The following is a 24,176-nucleotide window of genomic DNA, read 5'->3' on the forward strand; positions in this document are numbered from 1 at the left end:
GGCGCGGAGCGGTGACCGCATGACGTCCACCCTCACTTTGGCGGAAAAGGTCGCGTTGCTGCGCGATCCGCACACCCATGCGCTGCCGGCGCAGAGCGTCATCGAAGTGGTGGAGACCCGCATGTCCTGGCTGTTTCTGACACCGGAACGGGTCTACAAGCTCAAAAAGCCGTTGCGCGAGCCGCTGTTCGATTTTTCCACCTTGGCGCGGCGGCGGCTCAATTGCGAGACGGAGCTGCGGCTCAACCGGCGGTTGGCGGCCGAGGTCTACCTCGATGTGGTCAGGCTGACACTGAGCAGCGCGGGGCTGTGCCGGATCGATGGGGAGGGGCAGACGCTGGATTACCTGGTGATGATGCGCCGGCTGCCTAGGGCGCGCAGTCTCGACCAGTTGATTCTCGCTGGGGCCATTCCGCCTGACGCGGTCGAAATGCTGGTGCGACGATTGGGGGACTTCTATCGACAGGCGGAAAAATCACCGCATGGTGCGGCCGGGTATGTGGCGCACTTTCGCGAGCGGATCGAGCACAACCAGCAGGCGCTGATTGCCGGAGACTACCCTCTGTCACGGCAATGGATCGAGCAGTTGCATGGCCGTCTGCTGGCCTACATCGACCAGCACGGTGAAACGCTGCAGGCCCGCAGTCGCCAGCGGCGGATCGTCGAGGGGCATGGTGATCTGCGTCCCGAGCATGTCTACCTGATCGATGGCCAGCCGTTGGTCATCGACTGCCTCGAATTCAGCCGTGAACTGCGTTGGCTCGATCCGATCGACGAGCTGAGCCTGCTCGACCTCGAATGTCTTCGGCTGGGCGAGCCCGATTTTGGCCGGACGCTGCTGGCCGAATATCAGGCCATCGAGCAGGATCCGGTGCCTGACCATCTGGTCGATTTTTACCACGGCTATCGTGCGCTGCTCTGGAGCCGTCTCGCCATCCGTCATCTGGATCAGCCGCAGCGCAAACCCGGAGATGGTGCAAAGTGGCGGGAGCGTGCCCGGTTTTATCTGCAGCAAGCCGCGCGGGTCCTGCGGCAGCCGGAAGCTTTTGGTTGATCGACCGGAGGCCGGGTTGGCAGCCGTCTGCATGAACCGGTGTCATGTCTCGGCATCGAGCCACAGCTCGGTCAGCGACTCGCGCCGGTGAATCCGCCCGATCGCCTCGGCCAGCAGCGGCGCCACCGAAAGCAGCTCGACGCGCTGCTGCAGCACTGGATTGGCGCGCTGGAGCAGTGGCAGGGTGTCGGTGACCACCAGGGTGGTGAGGGCGGGATGATCGAGCAGTGCATGGCTCTTGCCGGCCCACAGCGCATGGGTCGCGGCAGCATGGATCCGGCGCGCGCCAGCCCGCTCTGCGGCCTCGATGGTGCGCAGCAGGGTGGCCCCTGATGCGATCAGATCATCGATGATCACCACCTCCTGCCCGGCGACATCGCCGACCAGCCGTTCGCCGCTCAGTTCGCCACGGCTGCGCCATTTCTGCATGAAGGCGCTGTTCAGCTCACGTCCGAGGCGGCGACTCAAAGAGCGACGCAGCGCCTCGGCCCGTTTCACACCGCCGACATCGGGCGAGAGGATGCAGGCATTTCCCTCCAGCAGGGTGGCGAAGTGGTCGACGAACAGGCTCTTGGCTTCGAGGTGTTCGGTCGGAATGCGAAAGGCATTCTGGTAGGCGGCCAGATTGTGGACGTCGATGGTCAGCAGTCGATCACTTCCCACCGCTTCGAACAGTTGGGCCACATAGCGATTGGTGACCGGATCGCGCGGCTTGCTCCTGCGGTCCTTGCGTGCATAGGCGAGGTAGGGTGCGACGACGGTCACTTCGGTGGCGCCGGCATCCTTGAGTGCAGCGACAAAGAACAGCTCTCTGACCAGGCGGTCATTCACCGAATGAGCCGCATCGCTGTAGAGCGATTGCAGCAGCACGACATGGTGGCCACGGACGCTTTCGAGGGGTCTGGCCTTGTGCTCGCCATCCTCGAATTGGCGCTCTTCCCAGGCCGAAAGCGGAGCTCCGAGCGCCGAAGCCGTTGCGAAAGCAAGCGAGGAGTTGGAGTCGAGATCGAATATGGACAATGGGTTAGTCACGTATTTTCATCCAAAATCTGATATCAGAGGGGTGTGACTGTAGCCTCCATCAAAGTTTCGCCGCGATCAACTATTGATTAGACTGCTGGCGATTGCCAGGTTGTGGAATATTTCGCCCGTACAGAGTAGTGCCGCCCATGAAGACCATGCACAAATATGAAGTGCCAATGACCGATCAACCCTTCCACGTCGATCTGCCGCATGACGCCCAGGTGCGCTGGGTCGAATTTCTGGTCCCCAACAAGAAGGTGTTCATGTGGGTCGAGGTCGACATCAGTCGCCAGGGGCCCAAGCAGCGTCGCACCTTCCACCTCTACCGTTCCGGCGATGGCATTCCGGTCAGCTACCACTATGTTGGCACGGCGGTGGATCAGTACATTCCCGAGACCTACCACCTTTTTGAAAAGGTTGATTGATCCGTTGCCGCCGCGAGCGTGTGGTTGAAGCATGAACAGGTTCTGGTCGGAGTCAGTCAAGGCGCCGTTGCCGGGCCATTCGACGCGGCGCCGGTTGGTGCTGCTGGCACTGCTGGGTCTGCTTCTGGCAGTGGCTGCACCCCGACAGCACGCCGAATGGGTCAATTCACTGGCGCACGAACAGAGTGGGCAGAGCAGTGCCAACGACCAGGAGATGGCGGCGAATCGCCACTGCGGTCATCACGGCATCCCTGCGGGAGGCAGTGGCCTCGGGTGTGGTTGCCTGCACGGTCTGTGCGGCGGTCTGACTGCGCTGCCGGGTCATCAGGCGCTCTCCGCGCGGGTGCGCATTGCAAACTTCAGCCCTGCACTCCAGCGGACCGTGCCATTGCCGGCCCATGGGCGGCCACCTTTCAGGCCCCCGATCAGCTGAACTCCTGAGCTTGCCACTGCCGTCATCCGCATCTGTGCGGAGGCGGCTGTCGACCATGCGATTTGGAGTCAAAGATGTCATCCAGAAAGAGTCCCCCTGCCGGGTTCGATTGGCGGCGCCGTCGCCTGGTGCAGGGGATTGGTGTCGGGTTGGCGGCGGGAGTCTGTGGTCTGGCGCCGCGGTTCGGCCAGGCCGACCCTGGAGCGGAGTTCACGGCTTCGGCAGTGGCCAGCGCCACCCCGAGGGAGCTGCGCGGCACCCAATTCGATCTCACCATTGCCGAGACACCGGTCAACTTCACCGGCCATCCGCGGCTGGCCACCACCATCAATGGCGCGCTGCCGGCGCCGACGCTGCGCTGGCGTGAGGGCGATACGGTCACCCTTCGCGTCTACAACCGTCTGGCCGAAGAGAGCTCGATCCACTGGCATGGCATCCTGCTGCCCTATCAGATGGATGGCGTGCCGGGCATCAGTTTTCCGGGCATCCCGCCTGGCGGCACCTTCACCTATCGCTTCAAGGTGGCACAGAGCGGCACCTACTGGTACCACTCCCACTCCGGCATGCAGGAGCAGCGCGGCCTGTATGGCGCCATCATCATCGATCCGATCGAGGGTGAGCGGATTCAGGCCGACCGTGACCTCGTGCTGCTGCTGTCCGACTGGAGCGACGAGGAGCCGATGCAGCTGCTGAAGCGGCTGAAGGTGCAGAGCGACTACTACAACTTCAACCAGCCGACGCTGGCCGACTTCGTGCGCGATCTCTCCAGCGCCGGCTGGTCGGCCGCCATCGAACGCCGCCAGATGTGGCAGCAGATGCGGATGAACCCGACCGATCTGGCCGACATTTCAGCCCACACCTACCGCTACCTGATCAACGGCATGACGCCAGCGGACAACTGGACCGGGCTGTTCCGCCCCGGCGAGCGGCTGCGGCTGCGGCTGATCAACGGCAGTGCCATGACCTTTTACGATCTGCGCATCCCCGGACTGCCGCTGACGGTGGTGCAGGTCGATGGCCAGAATGTCGAACCGGTCACCGTCGATGAGCTGCGGTTCGGGCCCGGTGAAACCTATGACGTCATCGTCGCCCCACGCGATGATGTCTATACGCTCTTCGCCCAGTCGATGGACCGCTCGGGCTTTGCCCGTGCCACGCTGGCGACGCGGCCGGGCCTGACCGCCCCGGTGCCGGCGCTCGATCCGGTCGAATGGCTGTCGATGACGGACATGATGGGCGACATGCATGGCGGCAGGCCGGCGCACCATGCCCGCAGCGAACATGGCCCGGGGACCGACATGCGGGTCGACAGGGCACGCAGCAATCTGGACGATCCCGGCGTGGGGCTGCGCAACAATGGTCGCCGCGTCCTGACGCTGGCCGATCTGCACAGCCTGGAGGGCGTGCTCGATCGGCGAATGGCCGACCGCGAGATCGAGCTGCACCTGACCGGCAACATGGAGCGCTACAGCTGGTCGTTCGATGGCGTCGAGTACGGCCAATCGACGCCGGTGCATTTCCGCCACGGCGAGCGGCTGCGGGTGATCCTGCACAACGACACCATGATGACCCATCCGATGCATCTGCATGGCATGTGGAGCGAACTGGAGAGCCCAGCCGGAGCCGTTCAGCTTCGCCGCCACACCTTTGCCGTGCAGCCGGCGCAGCGGATCAGCTTTCTGGTGACGGCCGATGCACTGGGACGCTGGGCCTGGCACTGCCACCTGATGTTCCACATGGACAGCGGCATGTTCCGCGAGGTGGTGGTGGCATGAACCCTCTGAGCAATGAAAAGAAAAGTGCGTTTCATCCCGCAGGGTGGTTGAAACCGCTGCTGCTGACGGCCGTACTGGCACTGACCAGGCAGGCTGCGGCCGAGACCGCTGGTCATGCGCACCCTCATGCGATCGAAGAGCCGCCGGCAAAGACGATCGACCACAGCCGGATGGACCACGGCAGCATGGACCACGGCAGCATGGACCACGGCAGTGGCGATTCCGCCCGCGAGGGGCGTGATCCCGATGCCTACTCGAATGGCTACCGGCTCGATTCCGGCCCCTATCTGCTGGAGGGCCGGCAGCACTCGCACATGGCCGACTCGCACCGCTTCTCGGTGCTGCGCATCGATCGGCTGGAGCGGGCCGATGGGCGCGATCACACCGGCACGGCCTACGACGCGCAGGCCTGGTGGGGCGGCAGCTATGATCGGCTCTGGTTGAAGGCCGAAGGTGAGCACAGCAGCGGCACGCTGCAGGAGGCGCGCAGCGAGCTGCTCTGGAGCCATGCGGTCGCCCCGTTCTGGGACCGGCAGCTGGGACTGCGCCATGACAGTGGTGCAGGGCCGGAGCGCCAGTGGCTGGCGCTGGGCCTGCATGGGCTGGCGCCCTACTGGTTCGAGCTCGATGTGGCGGCCTATCTCGGCAGCGGTGGCCGCAGTGCGCTGCGTCTTGGCAGCGAATATGAGTTGCTGTTGACGCAGCGGGCGATCCTGCAGCCGCGGGTCGAGTTCAACCTCTATGGCCAGGATGACCCCGCGCGCGGTCTGGGCAGCGGCCTTGCCGAAGGGGTGCTGGGTCTGCGGCTGCGTTATGAGTTCAGCCGGCAGCTTGCGCCCTATCTGGGTGTCGAGTGGAGCGGAAAGTTTGGGCAGAGCGCCGATCTGGCGCACAGTGCCGGTGATGCCACCAGCGAATGGCGCTGGGTTGGCGGAGTGCGGTTCTGGTTCTGAAGACGTTGGCATCGACCACAGGGGGGCTCGAGATGACACAGCATGACGATCCGGCGGCTTCGGCCGCTCGCCACGCGGGAGGCTGCTGCGGTCAGGACACAGAGGCAGCGGCGGCGGATCGGGACCCGGTGTGCGGCATGAGCGTCAAGCCCGACTCGCCACACCGCAGCCGTCATGCCGGTCAGGAGTACCGCTTCTGCGGTGCGCGCTGCAAGGAGCGGTTCGACGCCGATCCGCAGCGCTACCTGCATCCCGTCGCGCTGCCCGCCGAGGCGATGCCGCTCGATGTCGAGTACGGCTGTCCGATGCATCCGGAGGTGTCGCAGATCGGCCCTGGCAGTTGTCCGAAGTGCGGCATGGCCCTCGAACCGCTGCTGCCGACGCTCGATGAGGGTGAAAATCCGGAGCTGACCGATTTTCGCCGCCGTTTCTGGTGGACCTTGCCATCGAGTCTGTTGGTGGCCGTCATCTCGATGTCGGGAGAGCTGTTGCAGCCGCTGCTGGGCTCGATGCAGGGCTGGGTCGAGCTGCTGCTGGCGACGCCGGTGGTGGCATGGGCCGGCGGCCCCTTTTTCGTGCGTGGCATCCAGTCGGTTCGACAGCGCAGCCTCAACATGTGGACGCTGATCAGTCTCGGTACCGGTGCCGCCTACCTTTACAGCCTCACGGCACTGCTGCTGCCGGGCCTGTTCCCGGCCTCGTTCCAGATGCATGGCCGGGTCGCGCTCTATTTCGAAGCGGCAGCGGTGATCATCTCGCTGACATTGTTCGGTCAACTGCTGGAACTGAAGGCCCGTGCGCAGACCGGTGCGGCAATCAAGGCGCTGCTGGGGCTGGCGCCGAAGAGCGCGCGTCGCCTGCGCAGTGATGGCGGTGAGGAGGAGGTGGCGCTGACCCGGGTGCAGCGCGGCGATCTGCTGCGGGTTCGGCCGGGTGAGAAGGTGCCGGTGGATGGCCTGGTGGTCGAAGGGGAGAGCGCCGTCGATGAGTCGATGCTGACCGGTGAACCGATCCCGGTCAGCAAGCGGGTGGGCGACCGACTGATCGGTGCCACCCTCAATGGTGGCGGGGCACTGGTGATGCGCGCCGAGAAGGTCGGGATCGAGACGGTGCTGTCACAGATCGTGCAGATGGTGGCACAGGCGCAACGCTCCCGTGCTCCGATGCAGCGGCTGGCCGACCAGGTGGCGGGCTACTTTGTGCTGGGAGTGATGGCGGTCGCGCTGCTGACGCTGCTGGGCTGGGGTCTGTTCGGACCACAGCCGAGCTGGATCCATGGCTTGATCAATGCAGTGGCGGTGCTGATCATCGCCTGCCCCTGCGCGCTCGGGCTGGCGACGCCGATGTCGGTGATGGTCGCCACCGGCCGGGGCGCCACCCAGGGGGTGCTGTTCCGTGATGCGGCCGCAATCGAACTGATGGGCAAGGTCGACACGTTGATCGTCGACAAGACCGGTACACTGACCGAGGGCAGGCCGGTCTTCCACCAGGCTGTGGCCTGTGCCGGATGGAGCGAGTCTGAACTGCTGCGCATCGCTGCCAGCCTCGATCAGGGCAGCGAGCATCCACTGGCCGCCAGCATCGTGGCGGAGGCGCGACGGCGTGACCTGCCGCTCAGCAAGCCGGAGCAGTTCGAATCTTCATCCGGCATCGGTGTGCGCGGCCAGGTCGATGGGCAGCCGGTCGTGCTGGGCAACGGTGCACTGATGAGCGAGGCCGCCATCGACTGGCAGCCGCTGGCCCAGCAGGCCGAGGCACTGCGCGTCGAGGGGGCGACGGTGATCTTTGTCGGTGTGGCAGGCCGGTTGGCCGGGCTGATTGCGGTGATCGATCCGATCAAGGGCACCACCGCCGAAGCCCTGCGGGCACTGCGCGCTGGCGGCTTGCGCATCATCATGGCCAGCGGCGATGGCCTCACCACGGCGCGGGCGGTGGGGCGGGCACTGGGGATCGACGAGGTGCATGGCGAGGTCAAGCCACAGCAGAAGGCAGAGCTGGTGGCCAGATTGCAGGCCGAGGGGCAGATCGTCGCCATGGCCGGCGATGGCATCAACGATGCGCCGGCGCTGGCACAGGCCAATGTCGGCATCGCGATGGGCAGCGGCACCGACGTGGCGATGAGCAGTGCCCACTGCACGCTGGTCAAGGGCGATCTGCGCGGCATCGAGACCGCGCGGCGGCTGTCGCTGGCCACCCTCGGCAACATGCGGCAGAACCTGCTGTTCGCCTTTGTCTACAACGCGCTGGGGGTGCCGATTGCCGCCGGATTGCTCTACCCCTTCACCGGCCTTTTGCTGTCGCCGATGATTGCGGCGGCGGCGATGAGCTTCAGCTCGGTGTCGGTGGTGAGCAATGCGTTGCGGTTGAAGCGCGCGCGAATCTAGTGCGTCGAGCCGGCGGGCAGCTCCGCGTCGGCCTCCTCGCCATCCATCGGTATCCGCTGGCCGCGCGGCTTGCAGAAGCGGCCCAGCACCAGTGCCGGGATGATGCCGAGCAGAAAGACGATGCCGACGACGATGAAGGCATCGCGAAAGGCGAACATCGACGCCTTGGCCGCGACCACCTGTGCCAGATACTGCACCGCACCGGCGTTCTGGTGCGCCTCCGAGACGCCCGACTGCGCATAGAGTTGCGCCATCGAGCGGATCAGTGCCTGGGTGGTGCTGTTGTCGGGTATCTGGGTGGCGGCCAGAAAGTCGGCATAGAGGTCGGTGCGTGCGCTCATGTAGACCGACAGCAGGTTGACACCGAAGGCGCCGCCCAGTTGGCGGGTGAAGTTGATCGCGCCGCTGCCCTGTCCCATCAGATGGGGCGGCAATGACCCCATGCCACCGACGCTGACCGCCGGCATGATGAAGGTGAGGCCGATGCGGCCGAGCATGATCATCGACGCCATTGTCCAGAAGGTGGTGTCGACATCGGCGTCGTAGAGCAGCAGGCTCGACAGCGCGAAGATCACGAAGCCGGCGAGAATCATGTAATGCGGACGCACATGGTCGGAGAGCCGTCCCATCGGCAGAAACAGCATGCCCATCACCAGACCGGCCGGCATCAGCATCAAGCCTGAGAGGGTCGGGGTGTAGCCGAGCTGCAACTGCACGAACAGCGGAAAGATGTAGGTCGAGCCGAACAGGCCGATGCCATAGATGATCGAGACGCCGGCGGCGGAGGCAAAGCCCGGATAGCTGTAGACGCGCAGTTGCAGCAGCGGGCGGTCGGAGTTGAGTTCCCACCACAGAAAGGCCGCGGCGCTGACGAAGCCGACGCTGAACAGCGTGACGATGTAGTCGCTGTACCACCCTTCGCGCTGGCCATTCGACAGTGCGGTCAGCACCGTCAGCAGAAAGGTGCAGAGCAGAGCAAGTCCGGTCCAGTCGAAGCGGCGAGCTGGGCCCTCATCCTCCCGATCGGGGAGAAAAACCGCAGCCATGGCAATCGCCAGAATGCCCACGGTTGGCGCGACGAAGAACACTGCCCGCCAGTTGAAGTTGTCGGCCAGCACCCCGCCCAGTGTCGGACCGAAGGCCGGCGCCAGAATGACACCGATGCCGAAGTAGCCCATGGCGTTGCCGCGCTGATCCTCGGGAAAGACCCGGAACATCATCTGCATCGTCAGCGGTTGCAGCAGACCCGCGGCGGCCCCCTGAATGACGCGTGCCAGAATCAGCGTGTTGATGTCCTGCCCCAGGCCACCGAGTATCGAGCCGAAGATGAAAAAGAGCATGGCCGCGATGAAGGTCTTGCGCTGGCCATAGGCATGCACGCACCAGGCGTTGACCAGCATCGAGGCGGTGTTGGCGGCCAGAAAGGCGGTCGACATCCACTGCCCTTTGTCCTGGCCGACGCCGAAGATGCCCATGATGTCGGGAATCACCACGTTGACGATGGTGGTGGAGAGCGCGGTGGTCAGCGTGCCACTGATGACCGTCGCCGTGGCCAGCCAGCGGTAGGCGGGACCATACTTCAGGAACAGCGAATCAACGGTTCGAGACATCGATGTCCACCTCGACCATCATCCCCGGCTTGAGCAGGCCATCCTGCTGCTCGACGCTGATCTTGACCGGAATGCGCTGGGTGATCTTGGTGAAGTTGCCGCTGGGGTTGGGGCTGGGAATCAGTGCGAACTGGCTGGTGGCCGCGCTGCCGACCAGCAGCACCTTGCCACTGAAGGTGCGTCCCGGATAGGCATCGACGGTGATGATGACCGGCTGCCCCTGCCTGATCTTCTGGACTTCGGTCTCCTTGATGTTGGCGTTGATCCAGACATCGCGGCTGTCATGCACCAGCGCAAAGCGCTGGCCGGGGGCGACATATTCACCCTCGTTGACGAAGGTCTGATCGACCACGCCAGTTACCGGGCTGGTGATGGTGTGCTTTTTCACTTCGCTGGCCTGCCGCTCCCGCTGTACCTGAATGCTTTCACGGTTGACCCGCAGCCGCTGGATCTGCTTCTCCAGCACATCGACCTGGGCGGCGTTGGCCCGGCTTTCGGAGAGTGCCGCCGATGACGAGGTGGCCTTGGCCCTGACCACATTGAGGTTCTCGGCCGCCTGCTTGGCTGCGGTCTGCGCCTGTTCCAACTGCCGTTGCGAGACCAGCTTCTGCGCGGCCAGCGAGACGGTTCGACGCAGCTCATCCTCGGCCTGCTTCTTGCTCAGCTCCGCCTCCTTGACCGAGGCGCCGGCGGCATCGACGTTGGCACCGGCACTTTGCATCCGGCTCTCGAGCTGATGTTGCAGCACCTGCTTCGAGGTCTCCATCTCTTCGATCTGGGCATCGAGCTTCTGCAATTCGAGCGACAGCTCGCTGAGCAGCAGCTCCGCCCTGGTCGAATCGAGCTTGGCCACCATCTGGCCTTCGTTCACCGTCATGCCCTCATCGAGCGGAAAGCTCTCCAGCCGTCCCGGCAATTCGCTGCTGACGATGTAGAGCGTCGAGCGAAGGCGGGCATCGATCTCATAGACATGGGTCGAGCGGTGATAAATCCATTGGCCGAAAAAGATCAGCGCACCCAGCAGCGCGATGGTCAGCGCTGCCCGCACAATGGGTTTTTTCATCAAAGAGGGCTTTTTGGGTGCGGAGGCCTCGAGTTGCAGGGTCTGGCCAAGGTTGGCGTTCATCGGTTTTTCGGCTCCATTTTCAGTTGAATCTTGCGCAGCAGTTCGGTGCCGATGCGCAGCTCCTGCGGATCGATCTCACCGAGCAGTTCGCGGCGCAGTTGCGCGGCGATGATTTCCAGCTCAGCCAGAATCGGCAGCGCCTTGTCGCGCAGGTGAACGGTCTTGAAGCGGCGATCCTGCGGATGGGGCCGCCGCTCCACCCATTCGGCCGCTTCAAGGCGATCGAGCAGCGAGACCAGGGTGGCGGCCTCGATGCCGACCCGCCCGGCCAGATCGCTCTGGGTCAGCGGTTCGCGTGCGCGTTTGATGTTCGACAGCACCCGCCACTGCGCGGCACTGATGCCGGTGGGTTTGATGCGCTGGCTGAGGTGAAGCCGCCAGAGGCTCGAAGTCTCGGTGAGCAGCGAGACGAAGCGGTCGATGTCGTCGGTAGAAGATGGCATGGCTAATAGATAACAAAATAAATGGTTAGCTTACCAACCGTAAGAAGTCTAGTCATTGATAGAGCTGATTGCAACGCCATTTTCATGCAGCCGTTGAGTCAGGCGTGCCTGCCCGGATGGATGCCATCTCGTATAATGGCCATGAGCGCGGATGTACAGAACCGAAAGCGGAGGCATCCATGCACCAACCCATTTCCATTCAAGGACTTGACGCCAGATGAGTGAGCAGATCACCCACCGCCCCAACCACTTCATCCGCCAGATCGTCGAGGCCGATCTGGCGCGTGGCGCCAATGGCGGGCAACTGGTGACCCGCTTTCCTCCGGAGCCCAACGGTTACCTGCACATTGGCCACGCCAAATCGATCTGCCTCAACTTCGGACTGGCTGAAGACTATCCGGGCGGACGCTGCCATCTGCGCTTCGACGACACCAACCCCTGCAAGGAGGAGCTGGAATATGTCGAGGCAATCCAGCGTGACGTGAAGTGGCTCGGCTTCGACTGGCACGGTCCGGTCCGCTTTGCCTCGGACTACTTCGAGCAACTCTATGGGTATGCCGAGGAGCTGGTCGGCAAGGGGTTGGCCTATGTCGACAGCCTGTCGAGTGAAGAGATGCGCAGCCACCGCGGCACCCTGACCGAGCCCGGCCGCGACAGCCCCGATCGCTCACGCAGCATCGAGGAGAATCTCGATCTGCTGCGGCGGATGCGCGCCGGTGAATTTGCCGACGGCGAGCGGGTGCTGCGCGCCAAGATCGACATGGCCTCGCCCAACATCAACCTGCGCGATCCGGTCATCTATCGCGTGCGCCACGCCAGCCACCATCAGACCGGCGACGCCTGGTGCATCTACCCGATGTACGACTACACCCATTGCATCTCGGACGCGCTCGAAGGGATCACCCACTCCCTCTGTACCCTCGAATTCGAGGACCATCGACCGCTCTACGACTGGTTTCTCGATCATCTCAGTGTGCCGTGCCATCCGCAGCAGATCGAATTCTCGCGCCTCGACCTGCAATACACCCTGACCAGCAAGCGCAAGCTGCAGCAGCTGGTCGAAGAGGGCAAGGTCAGCGGCTGGGACGACCCGCGCCTGCCCACCATCGCCGGCCTGCGGCGGCGTGGCTACACCCCGGCCGCCATTCGCGACTTCTGCCGGCGCATCGGCGTCACCAAGGCCGACAACAGCGTGGAGATGGAGCTGCTCGAAAGCTGCATCCGTGATGACCTCGATCACAACGCGCCACGGCGGATGGCGGTGCTCGATCCGCTCAAGCTGGTGATCGAAAACTACCCGGATCAGATCGAGTGGCTGCAGGTACCCAACCATCCGCAGCACGAAGCGCTGGGCAGCCGCAAGCTCCCTTTCGGGCGAGAGATCTACATCGATCGGGCCGACTTTCGTGAAACGGCGGGCAAGGAGTTCAAGCGGCTGGTCAGCGGTGGCGAGGTGCGACTGCGCCATGGCTATGTGATTCGCTGCGACCAGGTGCTGCGTGACGACAGCGGCGAGATTCGCGAACTGCGCTGCAGCCATGATCCGCAGACCCTGGGCAAGGCCCCCGAAGGACGCAAGGTGAAGGGGGTGATCCACTGGGTCGAGGCGAGCCATGCCATCGCCGCCGAACTGCGGCTCTACCAGCGGCTCTTCGTCGACGCCAATCCGGCCGCGGCCGACAACTTTCTCGACAGCCTCAATCCCGATTCGCTCACCATCGTGCAGGGCTTTGTCGAGCCCGAACTGGCCACGGCGCAGGTCGGGCAGGGCTACCAGTTCGAGCGCGAGGGCTACTTCTGTCTCGACCCCGACAGCCAGCCGCAGCGGCTGATCTTCAACCGCACCGTGGCGCTCAAGGACTCCTTCGCCAGGATCGATCAGCCGGCAGGGCGCTGACTGCGCGCTATGCCTGCGTGTCGATCAACTGGCCGCGACGGCCCTGCGGGGTCGGCCGTGGCAATGCAGAGCGGCGCCGATCCTTGCGGATGCGGCGACCGTTGTTGGCGCGCTGGCCGACATTCAGCATGCGCCGATCCTGTGCGCTGATCCGGCGATCCGGCTGGCGCCGGCGGTCGATGCGCCGCTCACCTTCATCGGTCAGATAGAAGCGGACCGGTTCGACCGGGTTCACCCGGCGGTTTTCGGTGGGGGCGTTGTTCTCGACCGGTGTGCGGATCGGCCCGGGTGCATCGATGCGGATCATGTCGACCTGACCTCGACGAATCTTCTTGCCAGAAAGTCTAGCCCTCCCAGCGCACCAGCTCCTCGAGGGTGGCGCGCTCGGTGCGGAACTGGTTGGCCGGATGGCTCGGATCGGCGTAACCGAAGGAGACGCCGCAGAGGATGCGCTGCTCGGGCGCAATCGCGAAGTGCTCACGAATGAAGTCGCTGTAGGCGGCAATGGCAGCCTGGGCGATGGTGCCCACCCCCTGATTGGTGGCGCTCAGCAGAAAACTCTGAACGAAGAGCCCGCAATCCAGTGCACCATAGCTGCCCAACGACTCGTGGCTGGTCACGATCATCACATGCGGCGCCTCGAACAGCCGAAAGTTCTTCAGCGTCTGTGCGAAGGAGGCCTGCCGATCGCCATCGGCAATGCCGAGGCTGGCATAGAGCTGCATCGCGCAGGTCTTGCGGCGGTCGTAGTGGGCGCCGTGGTACTTGACCGGAAACGGAATGTCCGGGTTGGCGCCCTTGCCAGAATTGACATGGGACCACAGCGCCTCGCGAAAGCGGTCGGTCCCCGCCCCTTCGGTGATGATCACCTGCCATGGTTGGGTGTTGCACCAGGAGGCCGACTTGAGCGCATCGCCCAGAATGCGCTCGATCAATGCGCGGGGCAGGGGGTCAGGCCGAAAGGCGCGCACGCTGTAGCGCTGGGCAATCACCTCGGAAAAGTCCATGAGCGGGTCTCCATGAGATTTTATTGATTATTGGCTGGTGGCCCATGGTAGCACTGGAGCAGGCGCTCATCATCCGCTTCCGCGCCTTGGGCCGGATACCGGCGCCGCTCCTGCTGCACTCGGACAATGATCTGGTCTTCACCAGCCGGCGTCACACGCGACTGGTGCGCAGCCGTGGCCTGCAACAGGAATTCATCACGCCCACTGACCACAGCAGAACGGCATGGTGGAACGGGTCATCCGGACACTGAAGGAGCAATGCGTGCATCTCCTGCGCATGCCATTTCGATCAGTGCCAGTTCAGCCCGCCGCCAGCCGCTGCATCAGCCAGTTCACCGCCTGTTCCGGAGGCAGTTCGGTGGCGCTTGGGGCGTCGCGGTGCTGGCATTCGACGACCCCCTGGGCCAGGCCACGGTCACCGATGACGATGCGGTGCGGCAGGCCGATCAGTTCACAGTCGGCGAGTTTGACACCGGGGCGCTCGTTGCGGTCATCGAGCAGCACCTCGACCCCCAGTTCAGCGAGCTGGGCGTAGAGGCGGTCGGTCAGTTGCCGCACCGCTTCGGACTTCTGATAGTTGAGCGGAATCAGCGCGACCGCGAACGGGGCGATGGCCTGTGGCCAGAGGATGCCGCGCGCGTCGTGGTTCTGTTCGATGGCGGCGGCCACGACGCGGGAGACGCCGATGCCGTAGCAGCCCATCTCCATGACGATGGCGCGGCCATTGGGGTCGAGCACGCTGGCGTTCATCGCCGCGCTGTACTTGGTGCCGAGCTGAAAGATGTGGCCGACCTCGATGCCGCGTTTGATCAGCAGTCGGCCCCGGCCATCGGGGCTGGGGTCGCCCTCTTCGACACGGCGCAGGTCGACGAGGGTGATGCCGGGGCAGTCGCGCTGCCAGTTGGCGCCGCTCAGGTGGTGGCCGTCTTCGTTGGCGCCGCAGACGAAGCTGTCGAGCAGGGCGGCCGAGCGGTCGACCAGGGTGGTGATCGGCAGTCCGATCGGGCCGATCGAGCCGGGTCCGCAGCCGAGCAGTGCGCGGATGCGCGCCTCGCTGGCCAGCGTCAGCGGTGCGGCGACGCCAGGCAGTTTGGCGGCCTTGATCTCGGAGAGGCGGTGGTCGCCGCGCAGCACCAGCGCCACCAGCGGGGCGGGCTGTTCGTCCGAGGTGGCTTCGCCCTCGACCACCAGGGTCTTGACGGTCCGACTCGGCGCCACGCCGAGGAACTGGCAGAGCTCGGCGATGCTCGACTGGCCGGGGGTGGCGATGCGGCTCAGTGCCGCTGCCGGCAACTGCTGCGCGGGCGGCACGGCGACGGCTTCGGCCAGTTCGACATTGGCGGCGTAGTCGCTGTCGCTGCTGAAGGCAATCTCATCTTCGCCGGAGCTGGCCAGCACATGGAACTCGTGCGAGGCGCTGCCACCGATGCTGCCGGTGTCGGCCAGCACGGCACGAAATTGCAGTCCCAGCCGGGTGAAGATGCGTGAGTAGGTCTGGTGCATCAGTGCGTAGGTGGCCTGCAGTGATGCGCTGTCGGCATGAAAGGAGTAGGCATCCTTCATGATGAACTCGCGCGAGCGCATGATGCCGAAACGGGGGCGCACCTCGTCGCGGAACTTGGTCTGGATCTGATAGAAGTTGGCCGGGAGCTGCCGGTAGCTCTTGATCTCGTTGCGGATCAGGTCGGTGATCACCTCTTCGTGGGTCGGCCCCAGGCAGAAGTCGCGCTGGTGACGGTCCTGGATGCGCAGCAGTTCGGCGCCATACTGCTCCCAGCGGCCCGACTCCTGCCACAGCTCGGCTGGCTGCACCACCGGCATCAGCAGCTCCTGGGCGCCGGAGCGGTCCATCTCCTCGCGGACGATCCGCTCCACCTTGCGCAGCACCCGCAGCCCCATCGGCAGCCAGCTGTAGAGGCCGGAGGCGAGCTTGCGCACCAGTCCGGCACGCAGCATCAGCTGATGGCTGATCACCTCGGCATCGGCCGGCGTCTCTCTGAGGGTGGAAACCAATATCTGGCTGGCGCGCATGGGTCGCTCCGTAGCAATGGATGAAACGGGCCATTCTACGAAAGCGATGGCGGACAGGACAGTTCAATGAAAGCGCAGCGCCGCTCAATGGCAGTGGCCATCCGGCGCCGACTCCGGTGGCGTGGCGGCTGCCGGCTGTCGCAGCGGGGTCAGGTTGTTGAGGAATTGCAGCGTCGCGTTGCGCCACGAGCAGGCTTTGGCCTGGGCGACGCAGGCCGCCGGGTCGAGTTGCAGCGCCTGCGGTATGGCGAGGGCGAGATCTTCATGCAGCACGCCGGTCACGCCGGGCTGCACCACATCCAGCGGACCGGTCACCGGGTAGGCGGCCACCGGCACGCCGCAGGCCATCGCCTCCAGCAGCACCAGGCCGAAGGTGTCGGTGCGGCTCGGAAAGACGAAGACATCTGCCGCTGCCAGATGCCGGACCAACTCCTCGCCCTGCTTGAAGCCGGTGAAGTGTGCGTCGGGATGGCGCTCGCGCAGGTCGGCCAATGCCGGGCCGTCGCCGACCACGACCTTGCTGCCCGGCAGGTCGAGTTCGAGAAAGGCGTCGAGGTTCTTCTCGACCGCCACCCGCCCCACATAGATCGCGATCGGTCGCGGCAGCTGCAGAAAGTCCTTGACGCCGGGCCGGAACAGCGCGGTGTCGACGCCACGGCTCCAGCGCACCAGGTGGGTGAAGCCATGCTGTTCCAGCACCGCCTGCTGCGAGGCGGTGGCCACCATGGTGCGCGCGGCCGCGGCGTGAAAGCGGCGCACGGCAGCGTAGCTCCAGCGCAGCGGAATCGGCGTGCGCAGCGCCAGATACTCCGGGAACTGGGTGTGGTAGGCGGTGGTGAAGCTGAAGCCGTGCCGCAGGCAGTGGTGGCGGGCCGCCAATCCCAGCGGCCCTTCGGTGGCGATGTGGATGGCATCCGGCGCCAGCTCATCGAGCAGCCGTGCCAGGCGTGGGCCGGGCCAGAGCGCCAGGCGAATCGACCGGTAACCGGGGCAGGGCAGGGTGCGGAAGCGGTCGGGACCGATCACCTCGGCCGTGTGGCCGAGCGTGGCCAGCTCCGCGCAGGTGCGCCGGAGCGTGGTGACGACGCCGTTGATCTGCGGCTCCCAGGCATCCGAGACGATGACGATCCTCATGCCGCCAGCGCCGGCAGCGCGGTTTCGGCCTTCAGTGCATGCTGCTGGTCGGACCAGTGCAGCAGTTCGATCTTGCCATCATCATGCTCGACCAGCGCGGTGCAGCTCTCGACCCAGTCGCCGCAGTTCAGATAGAGCACCTCGCCGATCATGCTGATTTCGGCGCGGTGAATGTGGCCGCAGACCACGCCATCGACATCGTGCCGGCGTGCTGCCAGCGCCACCGCCGATTCGAAGTTGGAGATGAAGTTGACCGCATTCTTGACCCTGTGCTTCAGATGGCCGGCCAGCGACCAGTAGGGCAGTCCACATCTGCTGCGCACGAAGTTGACCAGCCGGTTGGCACGCAGCAGCAGCGCGTAGGCCTGGCTGCCGGCCAGTGCCAGCAGTCGGCTGCACTGCACCACGCTGTCGAACTCGTCGCCATGCATCACCAGCAGGCGGCGGCCATCGGCGGTCTGGTGCACCACCCGGCCCTGAATGGCGACGTTGCCCATCTGCAGGCCATCATGCTCGCGCAGCAGTTCGTCGTGGTTGCCGGGCACGTAGATCACCTCGGTGCCATGCTTGGCCTTGCCGAGCAGCGTGCGCACCACGTTGTTGTGGCTTTGCGGCCAGTAGAGGCCGCGTCGCATCTGCCAGAAGTCGATGATGTCACCGACCAGATAGAGCCGGTCGCAGGTGACGTGGTGCAGAAAATCGAGCAGAAAGTCCGCCTGACAGCCGGAAAAGCCGAGGTGGACATCGGAAATCCATACAGTGCGGTAGTGACGGGCCCGGAGTGATGCTGGCGACATGCAAACCTCCTGCGAGATGAGTTGCGGCCAGTCTTCGGGGTTTTTGTGACCGATTGATTAACGACGAACGCTCTTTTTTATCGCTGATCAGGTTAAAAAAATAGACAGTCCGCGGGGGTGAGTCTGCTTTTTTCATGCTTCCGAAGTGGGCGGTTGCGTCCGCCAATTTCCTCGGGTTTCAACGGCGGTTCAGGCCTGTTTGCCCTTCCCGATAGGGTGAAACAGAGCACAAATTTCTAATATGTCAAGGAAGGTTTATTGAGTATCTTCATGAAAAATTAATAAAAAAACACCGTTGACTCTGCCCGGCATGAGGTCTATATTTTTTGCGTCGTCGATCTGTTGTCGATGGCAGAATTTTGAAACGAAGAACCGTTCCATTACCTCGATCGAGGGAGAATACGATGAAAGGAAAAAGCATGAACAGCAAACTGGGTCTTGTGGCCGCCGCCACGCTCGCCCTCTCCTCCTCAGCCTTTGCCTCGGATAACTTCGCTGGTTTTTCGGCCGGACTGGGTCTGGCTGCCGTTGGCAGTGAATTGGAAGTCACCGATTTCACCGCAGGTGACACCTTTACCGATGCACAGACCTCGACGGTTGGCCTGCTCGACATCGCCTACAGCTTCCAACTCGATCCACAGTGGGCCGTTGCGGTGGGCGCCACCTACGATCTCAACAACATCCAGGCTGGCCAAGGTAAGGGCAGCAGCGGCATGTATGACAATGAGTTTGACACGCACTACTCGGTCTACCTCCAACCGCTCTTCGCAGTGACTGCGAACACCGCCGTGTTTGCCAAACTGGGCTATCACTGGATGGATTTTGAAGGTAAGGACAGCAGTGGGACTCCACCGGTCGAGCTGGATTACGATGGCATCGGCTATGGGTTTGGCATCAGGACCTTCGTCACGCCGAATCTCTACCTGCAGGCCGAGGCGCAGTGGCTCGATCTGGGTTCGGAATCCTTTGTCGACAGCGTTGGCGACCAGTACAAGGTCAAGGCCAGCGCGAACTCGGGAATTTTCAGCGTCGGCTACCGGTACTGATTGATCCTGCTTCAGCAAGGCCCACTGTTCAGTACAGTGGGCCTTTTTTATGGGCGGCGTGGCCGCGCGTGCCGATGACATCGGACACCGAACCGGCTAAAGTTGCTGCGCCGTGCGACCATCGCACGGGCCAGTGTGCCTGTCAGATGCCGACGAATTCGACCCGAATCAATAAAACGACAAGAGGAGTCACGATGAAAGCAGCCATCATGCGTGAGGTGGGCAAGCCACTCTCGATCGAAGAGGTGCAGATCAACAAGCCGGGTCCGCGCGAGGTGCTGATCCGCACTGCGGCCGCCGGGGTGTGTCACAGTGACCTGCATTTCATCGACGGCCACTACCCTTATCCATTGCCGGTAATCATGGGGCATGAGTCGTCCGGGGTGGTCGAGGCGGTCGGTTCCGACGTGACCTATGTGCAGCCCGGTGACCATGTCATCACCTGCCTGTCGGTCTTCTGTGGCCATTGCGAGGATTGCCTCTCCGGCCACATGTCGCGCTGCCAGAATCCGGAGGTGCGCCGTTCGCCGATGGGGCCGCAGCCGTTCAGTCAGGATGGCAAGCCGATCTTCCAGTTCCTCAACCTCTCCTCCTTCGCCGAGCAGATGGTGGTGCATGAACATGCGCTGGTGAAGATTCGCAAGGACATGCCGCTCGACCGTGCCGCGCTGATCGGTTGCGGTGTCACCACCGGTGTCGGTGCGGTGATCCACACCGCCAAGGTCGAGCCGGGCTCGACGGTGGCGGTGATCGGTTGCGGTGGCGTCGGGCTGTCGGCGATCAATGGCGCCGCCATCGCCGGCGCCGGACGCATCATCGCCATCGACATGCAGCCGGCCAAGCTGGAGCTGGCCAAGCGCTTCGGTGCCACCGATGTGGTCAATCCGAAGGATGGCGACGCGGTGGCCCGGGTCATCGAGATGACCGGCGGCGGGGTGCACTACTCCTTCGAGGCGATCGGTCTGAAGGCCACTGCCGAGCAGGCGTTCAAGATGCTGCGTCGTGGCGGTGCCGCCACCATCATCGGCATGATCCCGGTCGGGGTGATGATCGAGCTGCATGGCGCCGAGCTGCTGACCGAGAAGAAGATCCAGGGCTCCATCATGGGCTCCAACCGCTTCCGCATCGACATGCCGCGCTTCATCGACTTCTACATGGCCGGCAAGCTCCACCTCGACGAGATGGTGGCGCGGCGGGTCAAGCTCAGCGAGGTGAACGAATCGCTGGCCGCACTTAAGACCGGTGAAACGGCGCGCAATGTGATCGTGTTCGACCATTGAGTGTCGCATCGCTGGATGCAGCATGCGCAAGATGGGCCGGTGATCCGGCCCATCTGCGTTGAGGTGACCCTGAACCGTTTTTGCCATGTCCATTGACCCTGCACACCCACCCGCTCCGGCGCCGATCGCCCTGTTCGATTCCGGCATCGGTGGCCTGACGGTGTTGCAGGCGGTGCGCCGGCGGCTGCCGGCCGAGTCGCTGCTCTATCTGGCCGACACCCTGCACATGCCCTACGGTGAGAAATCCGCCGACTGGATCGTGGCGCGTTCGCTGGCGCTGTGCGAACTGCTGCTGGCGCAGGGGGCCAAGGCGATCGTCGTGGCCTGCAACACCGCCACCAGCGCGGCGGCCGTGACGCTGCGCCAGCGTTTCGCGGTGCCGATCATCGCGCTCGAGCCGGCCATCAAGCCGGCGGCCGCGCTGACCCGCAGCGGCGTCATCGGGGTGCTGGCCACGCCAGCCACGGCGGAAGGGACGCGCCTGGCCGGGCTGATCGCACAGCACGCACAGGGTCACCGGGTGCTGGTGCAGCCCTGTCCGGGTCTGGTCGAGGCGATCGAGTCCAACCAGTCGCGCGCGCTGATCCGGGCACTGCTGGCCGAGCGGATCGCGCCACTGCTCGATGCCGGCATCGACACCCTGGTGCTCGGCTGCACCCACTATCCGCTGGTGGCCGAAGAGATTCGCGCGCTGGTCGGGCCCGACGTGGTGTTGCTGGACACGGCCGAAGCCGTTGCGCGGGAGCTGGAGCGCCGTCTGTCGCAGGAACGGTTGTTGCGGGTCGATGCCCGCGACAGCGGCGAATTGGCGCTGCACACCAGTGGTGATCCGCTGCGGTTGCAGCAGCAGTTGCGGCACTGGATGGCCGATCTGGGCGATGCCATGGTTTTGGAGTCAGCCTCCCTCGATCTGCCGGCCGATCGGTCGCCGATCACCCGCAGCCTCTGAGCGGCACACCTCAGCCGGGACGGCCATCGATGCGTGGCCGCAGCAGAATCGGCAGATAGACCACGACAAATGCCGCGAAGGCGCTGCTCCACAGCAGACCGGAAAGCAGCAGCCAGCGGGAGTCGAGCCCACAGGCGGCCACGATGACCCGCAACAGGGCGGCGCTGGCCAGCAGCATGAAGGCGACCTGGGTCAACGGCGCGGCGGCGATCAGGCGTCCGCTGTGGCCGAGCGCGACCCGGCTCATCATGCCCAGTGTCAGCAGGCCGATGGCGCCCACGGTCAGCGTGTGGCTGGCGGCGGAACTGGAGAGGCCGCCGAGCAGGCTGACCGCACTGAGCAGATAGCCGATGCTGATCGCGCCGTAGCCCAGATGCAGCACCCAGAGCATCGGTTGCCGCCAGATGCGGCGGTCATGCCAACCGGCCAGCCGCATGCCATGCAGCAGTGCCGCGCTGCCGGCCAGCGTCGCCAGCAGCCACGAGGGCAGCGGCAGCGGATGCAGCAGGGCGAAGAGCCAACTGCTCCAGAGGGCGCCGCGTTCGACCCACTCCCGATGCACTGGCTGCATGCCGGGCAGGGCGTTGCGGCTGAAGAGCGGAATCACCCGTCCGCCAAAGATCACCAGCAGCAGCACCAGCAGATCGACCATCAGCCGCTGGCCGATCAGGCTGCTGCCTGGCCAGTCGGCCAGCCGCTCGCCATGGATCAGCAGGTTGGCAGCGGCCATCAGCAGCAACAGCGGTGGAAACACCAGGTTGTGCGGCTTGCGGTCCTGCAGCAGCGGAATGGCGATGACAGTGGCCAGCAGCGGCAGAAAGGCCAGATCGGTCAGCGCGATCAGCCAGTGTGGCAGCAGGGTGTCGCACCAGGGCAGCAGTCGGCCTGCCAGCCACAGCAGCGCCAGCGCGGCCAGTGGCCAGCGGACCGGGGTCGGGCGACCGGTCCAGTTGCGCACCGCGGTCAGCAGAAAGCCGGCCACCACCGCCACGGCATAGCCGAACAGCATCTCATGGACATGCCAGCCGAGGGTTGGGTAGTAGCCAGCGCTGGCGGGCCAGTGGAATTGCAGCATGGTCAGCCACAGCAGCAGTTGCACCACCGCGGCGATGCCGGCCAAGGCGAAAAAGGGGCGAAAACCCAGCTCGAACAGTGCCAGGCGCGGTGGCTGTGGTGCTGGAGCCTCTTGCAGTGCGATTTTCATCGACACCCCCTGGGTGGGAGAACAGCGGTGTGCAGTCGTTATCGCGCCACGCGGCCGGGCATGTCAAGCTTGAGCAGTGCAGTGGGCAGCATGGTCAGCAGAAAGATCAGGGTGATGCCGAGGAAGGTGTCGCGGTAGGCGAAGGTGGCCGCCTGGCTGCCGATCATCTGGCCGAGGTATCCGATCGCCGCAGGCAACTGCTGTGCCTCGGGGAGGCCGTTGGCGGCCAGCAGCGCACGCACCTTGTTCAGCAGTTCGAGGGTGACCACATTGCCGCTGGTCTGGGTGGTGGCAAAGGCGTCATAGTAAAAGCTGATGCGATCCTGCAGGGCGACGGTCAGCAGGTTGACGCCAAAGGCGCCACCCAGTTGGCGGATGAAGTTGGTTGCTCCTGAACCCTGGCTCATCAACCGGAACGGCAGCACCCGCAGTGCGCCGGAGTTGAGGCTGGGAAAGATCGCCGCCAGACCGACCCGGCCGATCAGCACCCACCAGATCAGCGTGAAGAAGGAGGTGTTGATGTCGATGTTGGCGAGCAGCAGCGACGAAACCGAGAAGGTGAAGAGGCCGAACCAGATCATCAGCCGCGCATCGATCTTGTCGCTGAGGAAACCACTGACCGGGTTGAGCGCGGCCATGGCGAGGCCAGCCGGCATCAGCAGCAGTCCGGAGGTGGTTGGCGTGACCCCGGCCACGGTCTGCAGGAACAGTGGCACCAGATAGGTCGAGCCAAACAGCCCGGCGCCAAGGATGAAGGAGATGCCGGCCGCAGCGGCAAAACGGGGTTCGCGAAAAATCTCCAGATTGAGCATCGGATGGGGGGAGTGGTGCTCCCAGGCGATGAAGGCAACGCCCGAGACCAGCGAAACCGCCAGCAGGGTCAGAATGTAGTCGGAGTTCCAGCCATAACGCTGACCGTTGGCCAGTGCGGTCAGCAGCGTGAAGACGAAGATCGCCAGCAACACCAGTCCGTTCCAGTCGAACGGAGTGCGCGGCCCGCTGCCCTCGCGTGCCGGCATGAAGAGAATGCCGAGCGGAAACGACAGCAGTGACAGCGGCACCTGGATGTGGAAGACGTAATGCCAACTGAAGGTGTCGACCAGCAGTCCACCGATCGTCGGCCCCATGGCCGGGGCCAATACCACGCCGACACTGAAGATGCCCATCGCCATGCCGCGCTTGTCGAGCGGGAACACCTGGGTGATCAGCAGCATCGACAGCGGTCCCATCAGGCCGCCGGCGATGCCCTGCACGATTCGGGAGACGATCATCACCTCCGCAGTGGGCGCAAAGCCGCCCATCAGTGACCCGACCAGGAAGATGCCCATCGCCGCCAGATAGGTGAAGCGCATCCCATAGGCTTCGACCGCCCAGGCAGTCAGCAGCATGAAGCCGGTGGTGGCCGCCAGATAGCCGGTCGAGACCCACTGCGCCTGATCACTGCTCATGCCGAAGGTCCCCATGATGTCGGGGATCGCGACATTGATGATGGTGCCGGTCAGCAGCGTGGTGAAGGAGGCGAGCATCACCGTGAAGACGGCATACCAGCGGTAGCTGGGGCCATATTCGGCAAACAGCGCCAATATCCTGGGGCCGGCCATCAGG

General features: G+C 64.4%; 21 protein-coding genes and 1 pseudogene. 11 read left to right on the forward strand and 11 right to left on the reverse strand.

Annotated elements, in window-relative coordinates; translation table 11 throughout:
* Nucleotides 1-19 precede the first annotated feature (19 nt).
* Entirely contained in the window at nucleotides 20-1,054 is a 1,035-nt protein-coding gene (locus H7A13_03830; GenBank protein MCP5332472.1) for a hypothetical protein, read from the forward strand.
* Between the two features lie 42 nt (nucleotides 1,055-1,096).
* Here the strand turns inward: H7A13_03830 and H7A13_03835 are convergent, their stop codons facing one another.
* Nucleotides 1,097-2,086, reverse strand: coding sequence for a ribose-phosphate pyrophosphokinase (locus H7A13_03835; protein MCP5332473.1), 990 nt, complete (start codon nucleotides 2,084-2,086; stop codon nucleotides 1,097-1,099).
* A 137-nt stretch (nucleotides 2,087-2,223) separates the two neighbouring features.
* Between H7A13_03835 and H7A13_03840 the strand changes: the two genes are divergently transcribed.
* The 5 genes from H7A13_03840 (at nucleotide 2,224) to H7A13_03860 (ending at nucleotide 8,047) form a co-directional block, all read left to right on the forward strand.
* Nucleotides 2,224-2,502 (forward strand): hypothetical protein, encoded by a 279-nt coding sequence (locus H7A13_03840; protein MCP5332474.1) that lies wholly within the window; start codon nucleotides 2,224-2,226, stop codon nucleotides 2,500-2,502.
* Between the two features lie 31 nt (nucleotides 2,503-2,533).
* Nucleotides 2,534-2,935 (forward strand): hypothetical protein, encoded by a 402-nt coding sequence (locus H7A13_03845; protein MCP5332475.1) that lies wholly within the window; start codon nucleotides 2,534-2,536, stop codon nucleotides 2,933-2,935.
* Between the two features lie 74 nt (nucleotides 2,936-3,009).
* The gene (locus H7A13_03850) at nucleotides 3,010-4,710 is read left to right on the forward strand and encodes a copper resistance system multicopper oxidase (GenBank protein MCP5332476.1); all 1,701 of its coding nucleotides are present in this window, start codon (nucleotides 3,010-3,012) and stop codon (nucleotides 4,708-4,710) included.
* A complete protein-coding gene (locus H7A13_03855; protein MCP5332477.1) occupies nucleotides 4,707-5,663 on the forward strand; it encodes a copper resistance protein B in 957 nt (318 codons plus the stop codon). The genes H7A13_03850 and H7A13_03855 overlap by 4 nt, the downstream gene beginning before the upstream one ends.
* Nucleotides 5,664-5,695: 32 nt before the next feature.
* Nucleotides 5,696-8,047, forward strand: coding sequence for a heavy metal translocating P-type ATPase (locus H7A13_03860; GenBank protein MCP5332478.1), 2,352 nt, complete (start codon nucleotides 5,696-5,698; stop codon nucleotides 8,045-8,047).
* On the opposite strand, the gene H7A13_03865 is transcribed toward H7A13_03860, so the two are convergent.
* From H7A13_03865 to H7A13_03875, 3 genes are read right to left on the reverse strand one after another with little or no spacing between them, the layout of a single operon-like run.
* Nucleotides 8,044-9,657, reverse strand: a complete 1,614-nt coding sequence (locus H7A13_03865; protein ID MCP5332479.1) for a DHA2 family efflux MFS transporter permease subunit — start codon at nucleotides 9,655-9,657, stop codon at nucleotides 8,044-8,046. The genes H7A13_03860 and H7A13_03865 overlap by 4 nt on opposite strands.
* Entirely contained in the window at nucleotides 9,641-10,783 is a 1,143-nt protein-coding gene (locus tag H7A13_03870) for an HlyD family secretion protein (GenBank protein ID MCP5332480.1), read from the reverse strand. Before H7A13_03870 ends, H7A13_03865 begins: the two co-directional genes overlap by 17 nt.
* Nucleotides 10,780-11,226 carry a MarR family transcriptional regulator gene (locus H7A13_03875; protein MCP5332481.1) on the reverse strand — a complete coding sequence of 149 codons (447 nt, stop codon included), beginning with the start codon at nucleotides 11,224-11,226 and terminating at the stop codon, nucleotides 10,780-10,782. Before H7A13_03875 ends, H7A13_03870 begins: the two co-directional genes overlap by 4 nt.
* A 217-nt stretch (nucleotides 11,227-11,443) precedes the next feature.
* Between H7A13_03875 and H7A13_03880 the strand changes: the two genes are divergently transcribed.
* Complete coding sequence (locus tag H7A13_03880; protein ID MCP5332482.1) at nucleotides 11,444-13,123, forward strand: glutamine--tRNA ligase/YqeY domain fusion protein; 1,680 nt, start codon at nucleotides 11,444-11,446, stop codon at nucleotides 13,121-13,123.
* A gap of 7 nt (nucleotides 13,124-13,130) precedes the next feature.
* Here the strand turns inward: H7A13_03880 and H7A13_03885 are convergent, their stop codons facing one another.
* Both H7A13_03885 and H7A13_03890 read right to left on the reverse strand, forming a co-directional pair.
* Nucleotides 13,131-13,430 (reverse strand): hypothetical protein, encoded by a 300-nt coding sequence (locus tag H7A13_03885; protein ID MCP5332483.1) that lies wholly within the window; start codon nucleotides 13,428-13,430, stop codon nucleotides 13,131-13,133.
* A gap of 37 nt (nucleotides 13,431-13,467) precedes the next feature.
* Nucleotides 13,468-14,130, reverse strand: a complete 663-nt coding sequence (locus H7A13_03890) for a nitroreductase (GenBank protein MCP5332484.1) — start codon at nucleotides 14,128-14,130, stop codon at nucleotides 13,468-13,470.
* A gap of 44 nt (nucleotides 14,131-14,174) precedes the next feature.
* On the opposite strand from H7A13_03890, the pseudogene H7A13_03895 reads away from it, so the two are divergent.
* Nucleotides 14,175-14,398: pseudogene (locus H7A13_03895) on the forward strand (transposase family protein).
* 32 nt (nucleotides 14,399-14,430) lie between these two features.
* Here H7A13_03895 and H7A13_03900 read toward each other — a convergent pair.
* From H7A13_03900 to H7A13_03910, 3 genes are all read right to left on the reverse strand, one after another.
* A complete protein-coding gene (locus H7A13_03900; GenBank protein ID MCP5332485.1) occupies nucleotides 14,431-16,161 on the reverse strand; it encodes a proline--tRNA ligase in 1,731 nt (576 codons plus the stop codon).
* An 84-nt stretch (nucleotides 16,162-16,245) separates the two neighbouring features.
* Nucleotides 16,246-17,295, reverse strand: coding sequence for a glycosyltransferase family 1 protein (locus tag H7A13_03905; protein MCP5332486.1), 1,050 nt, complete (start codon nucleotides 17,293-17,295; stop codon nucleotides 16,246-16,248).
* Entirely contained in the window at nucleotides 17,292-18,092 is an 801-nt protein-coding gene (locus H7A13_03910; GenBank protein ID MCP5332487.1) for a UDP-2,3-diacylglucosamine diphosphatase, read from the reverse strand. The genes H7A13_03905 and H7A13_03910 overlap by 4 nt, the downstream gene beginning before the upstream one ends.
* A gap of 419 nt (nucleotides 18,093-18,511) precedes the next feature.
* On the opposite strand from H7A13_03910, the gene H7A13_03915 reads away from it, so the two are divergent.
* The 3 genes from H7A13_03915 to murI all read left to right on the forward strand — a co-directional run bounded on the left by H7A13_03915 (nucleotide 18,512) and on the right by murI (nucleotide 21,367).
* Nucleotides 18,512-19,138, forward strand: coding sequence for an outer membrane beta-barrel protein (locus H7A13_03915; protein MCP5332488.1), 627 nt, complete (start codon nucleotides 18,512-18,514; stop codon nucleotides 19,136-19,138).
* A gap of 194 nt (nucleotides 19,139-19,332) precedes the next feature.
* Nucleotides 19,333-20,418 carry a Zn-dependent alcohol dehydrogenase gene (locus H7A13_03920; GenBank protein ID MCP5332489.1) on the forward strand — a complete coding sequence of 362 codons (1,086 nt, stop codon included), beginning with the start codon at nucleotides 19,333-19,335 and terminating at the stop codon, nucleotides 20,416-20,418.
* Nucleotides 20,419-20,503: 85 nt separating this feature from the next.
* Entirely contained in the window at nucleotides 20,504-21,367 is an 864-nt protein-coding gene (murI, locus tag H7A13_03925; protein MCP5332490.1) for a glutamate racemase, read from the forward strand.
* A gap of 10 nt (nucleotides 21,368-21,377) precedes the next feature.
* On the opposite strand, the gene H7A13_03930 is transcribed toward murI, so the two are convergent.
* Nucleotides 21,378-22,571: an NnrS family protein gene (locus H7A13_03930; protein MCP5332491.1), complete on the reverse strand. Its 1,194-nt coding sequence runs from the start codon at nucleotides 22,569-22,571 to the stop codon at nucleotides 21,378-21,380.
* A gap of 38 nt (nucleotides 22,572-22,609) precedes the next feature.
* Nucleotides 22,610-24,172, reverse strand: a complete 1,563-nt coding sequence (locus tag H7A13_03935; GenBank protein MCP5332492.1) for a DHA2 family efflux MFS transporter permease subunit — start codon at nucleotides 24,170-24,172, stop codon at nucleotides 22,610-22,612.
* Nucleotides 24,173-24,176 lie beyond the last annotated feature (4 nt).

This window comes from Pseudomonadales bacterium, from assembly GCA_024234215.1.
GTDB lineage: Bacteria > Pseudomonadota > Gammaproteobacteria > Pseudomonadales > UBA5862 > JACKOQ01.

Coding starts and splice junctions, on each gene's coding strand:
- H7A13_03830 (MCP5332472.1), top strand. CDS start 20: ATGACGTCCACCCTCACTTTGGCGGAAAAGGTCGCGTTGCTGCGCGAT.
- H7A13_03840 (MCP5332474.1), top strand. CDS start 2,224: ATGAAGACCATGCACAAATATGAAGTGCCAATGACCGATCAACCCTTC.
- H7A13_03845 (MCP5332475.1), top strand. CDS start 2,534: ATGAACAGGTTCTGGTCGGAGTCAGTCAAGGCGCCGTTGCCGGGCCAT.
- H7A13_03850 (MCP5332476.1), top strand. CDS start 3,010: ATGTCATCCAGAAAGAGTCCCCCTGCCGGGTTCGATTGGCGGCGCCGT.
- H7A13_03855 (MCP5332477.1), top strand. CDS start 4,707: ATGAACCCTCTGAGCAATGAAAAGAAAAGTGCGTTTCATCCCGCAGGG.
- H7A13_03860 (MCP5332478.1), top strand. CDS start 5,696: ATGACACAGCATGACGATCCGGCGGCTTCGGCCGCTCGCCACGCGGGA.
- H7A13_03865 (MCP5332479.1), bottom strand. CDS start 9,657: ATGTCTCGAACCGTTGATTCGCTGTTCCTGAAGTATGGTCCCGCCTAC.
- H7A13_03870 (MCP5332480.1), bottom strand. CDS start 10,783: ATGAACGCCAACCTTGGCCAGACCCTGCAACTCGAGGCCTCCGCACCC.
- H7A13_03875 (MCP5332481.1), bottom strand. CDS start 11,226: ATGCCATCTTCTACCGACGACATCGACCGCTTCGTCTCGCTGCTCACC.
- H7A13_03880 (MCP5332482.1), top strand. CDS start 11,444: ATGAGTGAGCAGATCACCCACCGCCCCAACCACTTCATCCGCCAGATC.
- H7A13_03885 (MCP5332483.1), bottom strand. CDS start 13,430: ATGATCCGCATCGATGCACCCGGGCCGATCCGCACACCGGTCGAGAAC.
- H7A13_03890 (MCP5332484.1), bottom strand. CDS start 14,130: ATGGACTTTTCCGAGGTGATTGCCCAGCGCTACAGCGTGCGCGCCTTT.
- H7A13_03900 (MCP5332485.1), bottom strand. CDS start 16,161: ATGCGCGCCAGCCAGATATTGGTTTCCACCCTCAGAGAGACGCCGGCC.
- H7A13_03905 (MCP5332486.1), bottom strand. CDS start 17,295: ATGAGGATCGTCATCGTCTCGGATGCCTGGGAGCCGCAGATCAACGGC.
- H7A13_03910 (MCP5332487.1), bottom strand. CDS start 18,092: ATGTCGCCAGCATCACTCCGGGCCCGTCACTACCGCACTGTATGGATT.
- H7A13_03915 (MCP5332488.1), top strand. CDS start 18,512: ATGAACAGCAAACTGGGTCTTGTGGCCGCCGCCACGCTCGCCCTCTCC.
- H7A13_03920 (MCP5332489.1), top strand. CDS start 19,333: ATGAAAGCAGCCATCATGCGTGAGGTGGGCAAGCCACTCTCGATCGAA.
- murI (MCP5332490.1), top strand. CDS start 20,504: ATGTCCATTGACCCTGCACACCCACCCGCTCCGGCGCCGATCGCCCTG.
- H7A13_03930 (MCP5332491.1), bottom strand. CDS start 22,571: ATGAAAATCGCACTGCAAGAGGCTCCAGCACCACAGCCACCGCGCCTG.
- H7A13_03935 (MCP5332492.1), bottom strand. CDS start 24,172: ATGGCCGGCCCCAGGATATTGGCGCTGTTTGCCGAATATGGCCCCAGC.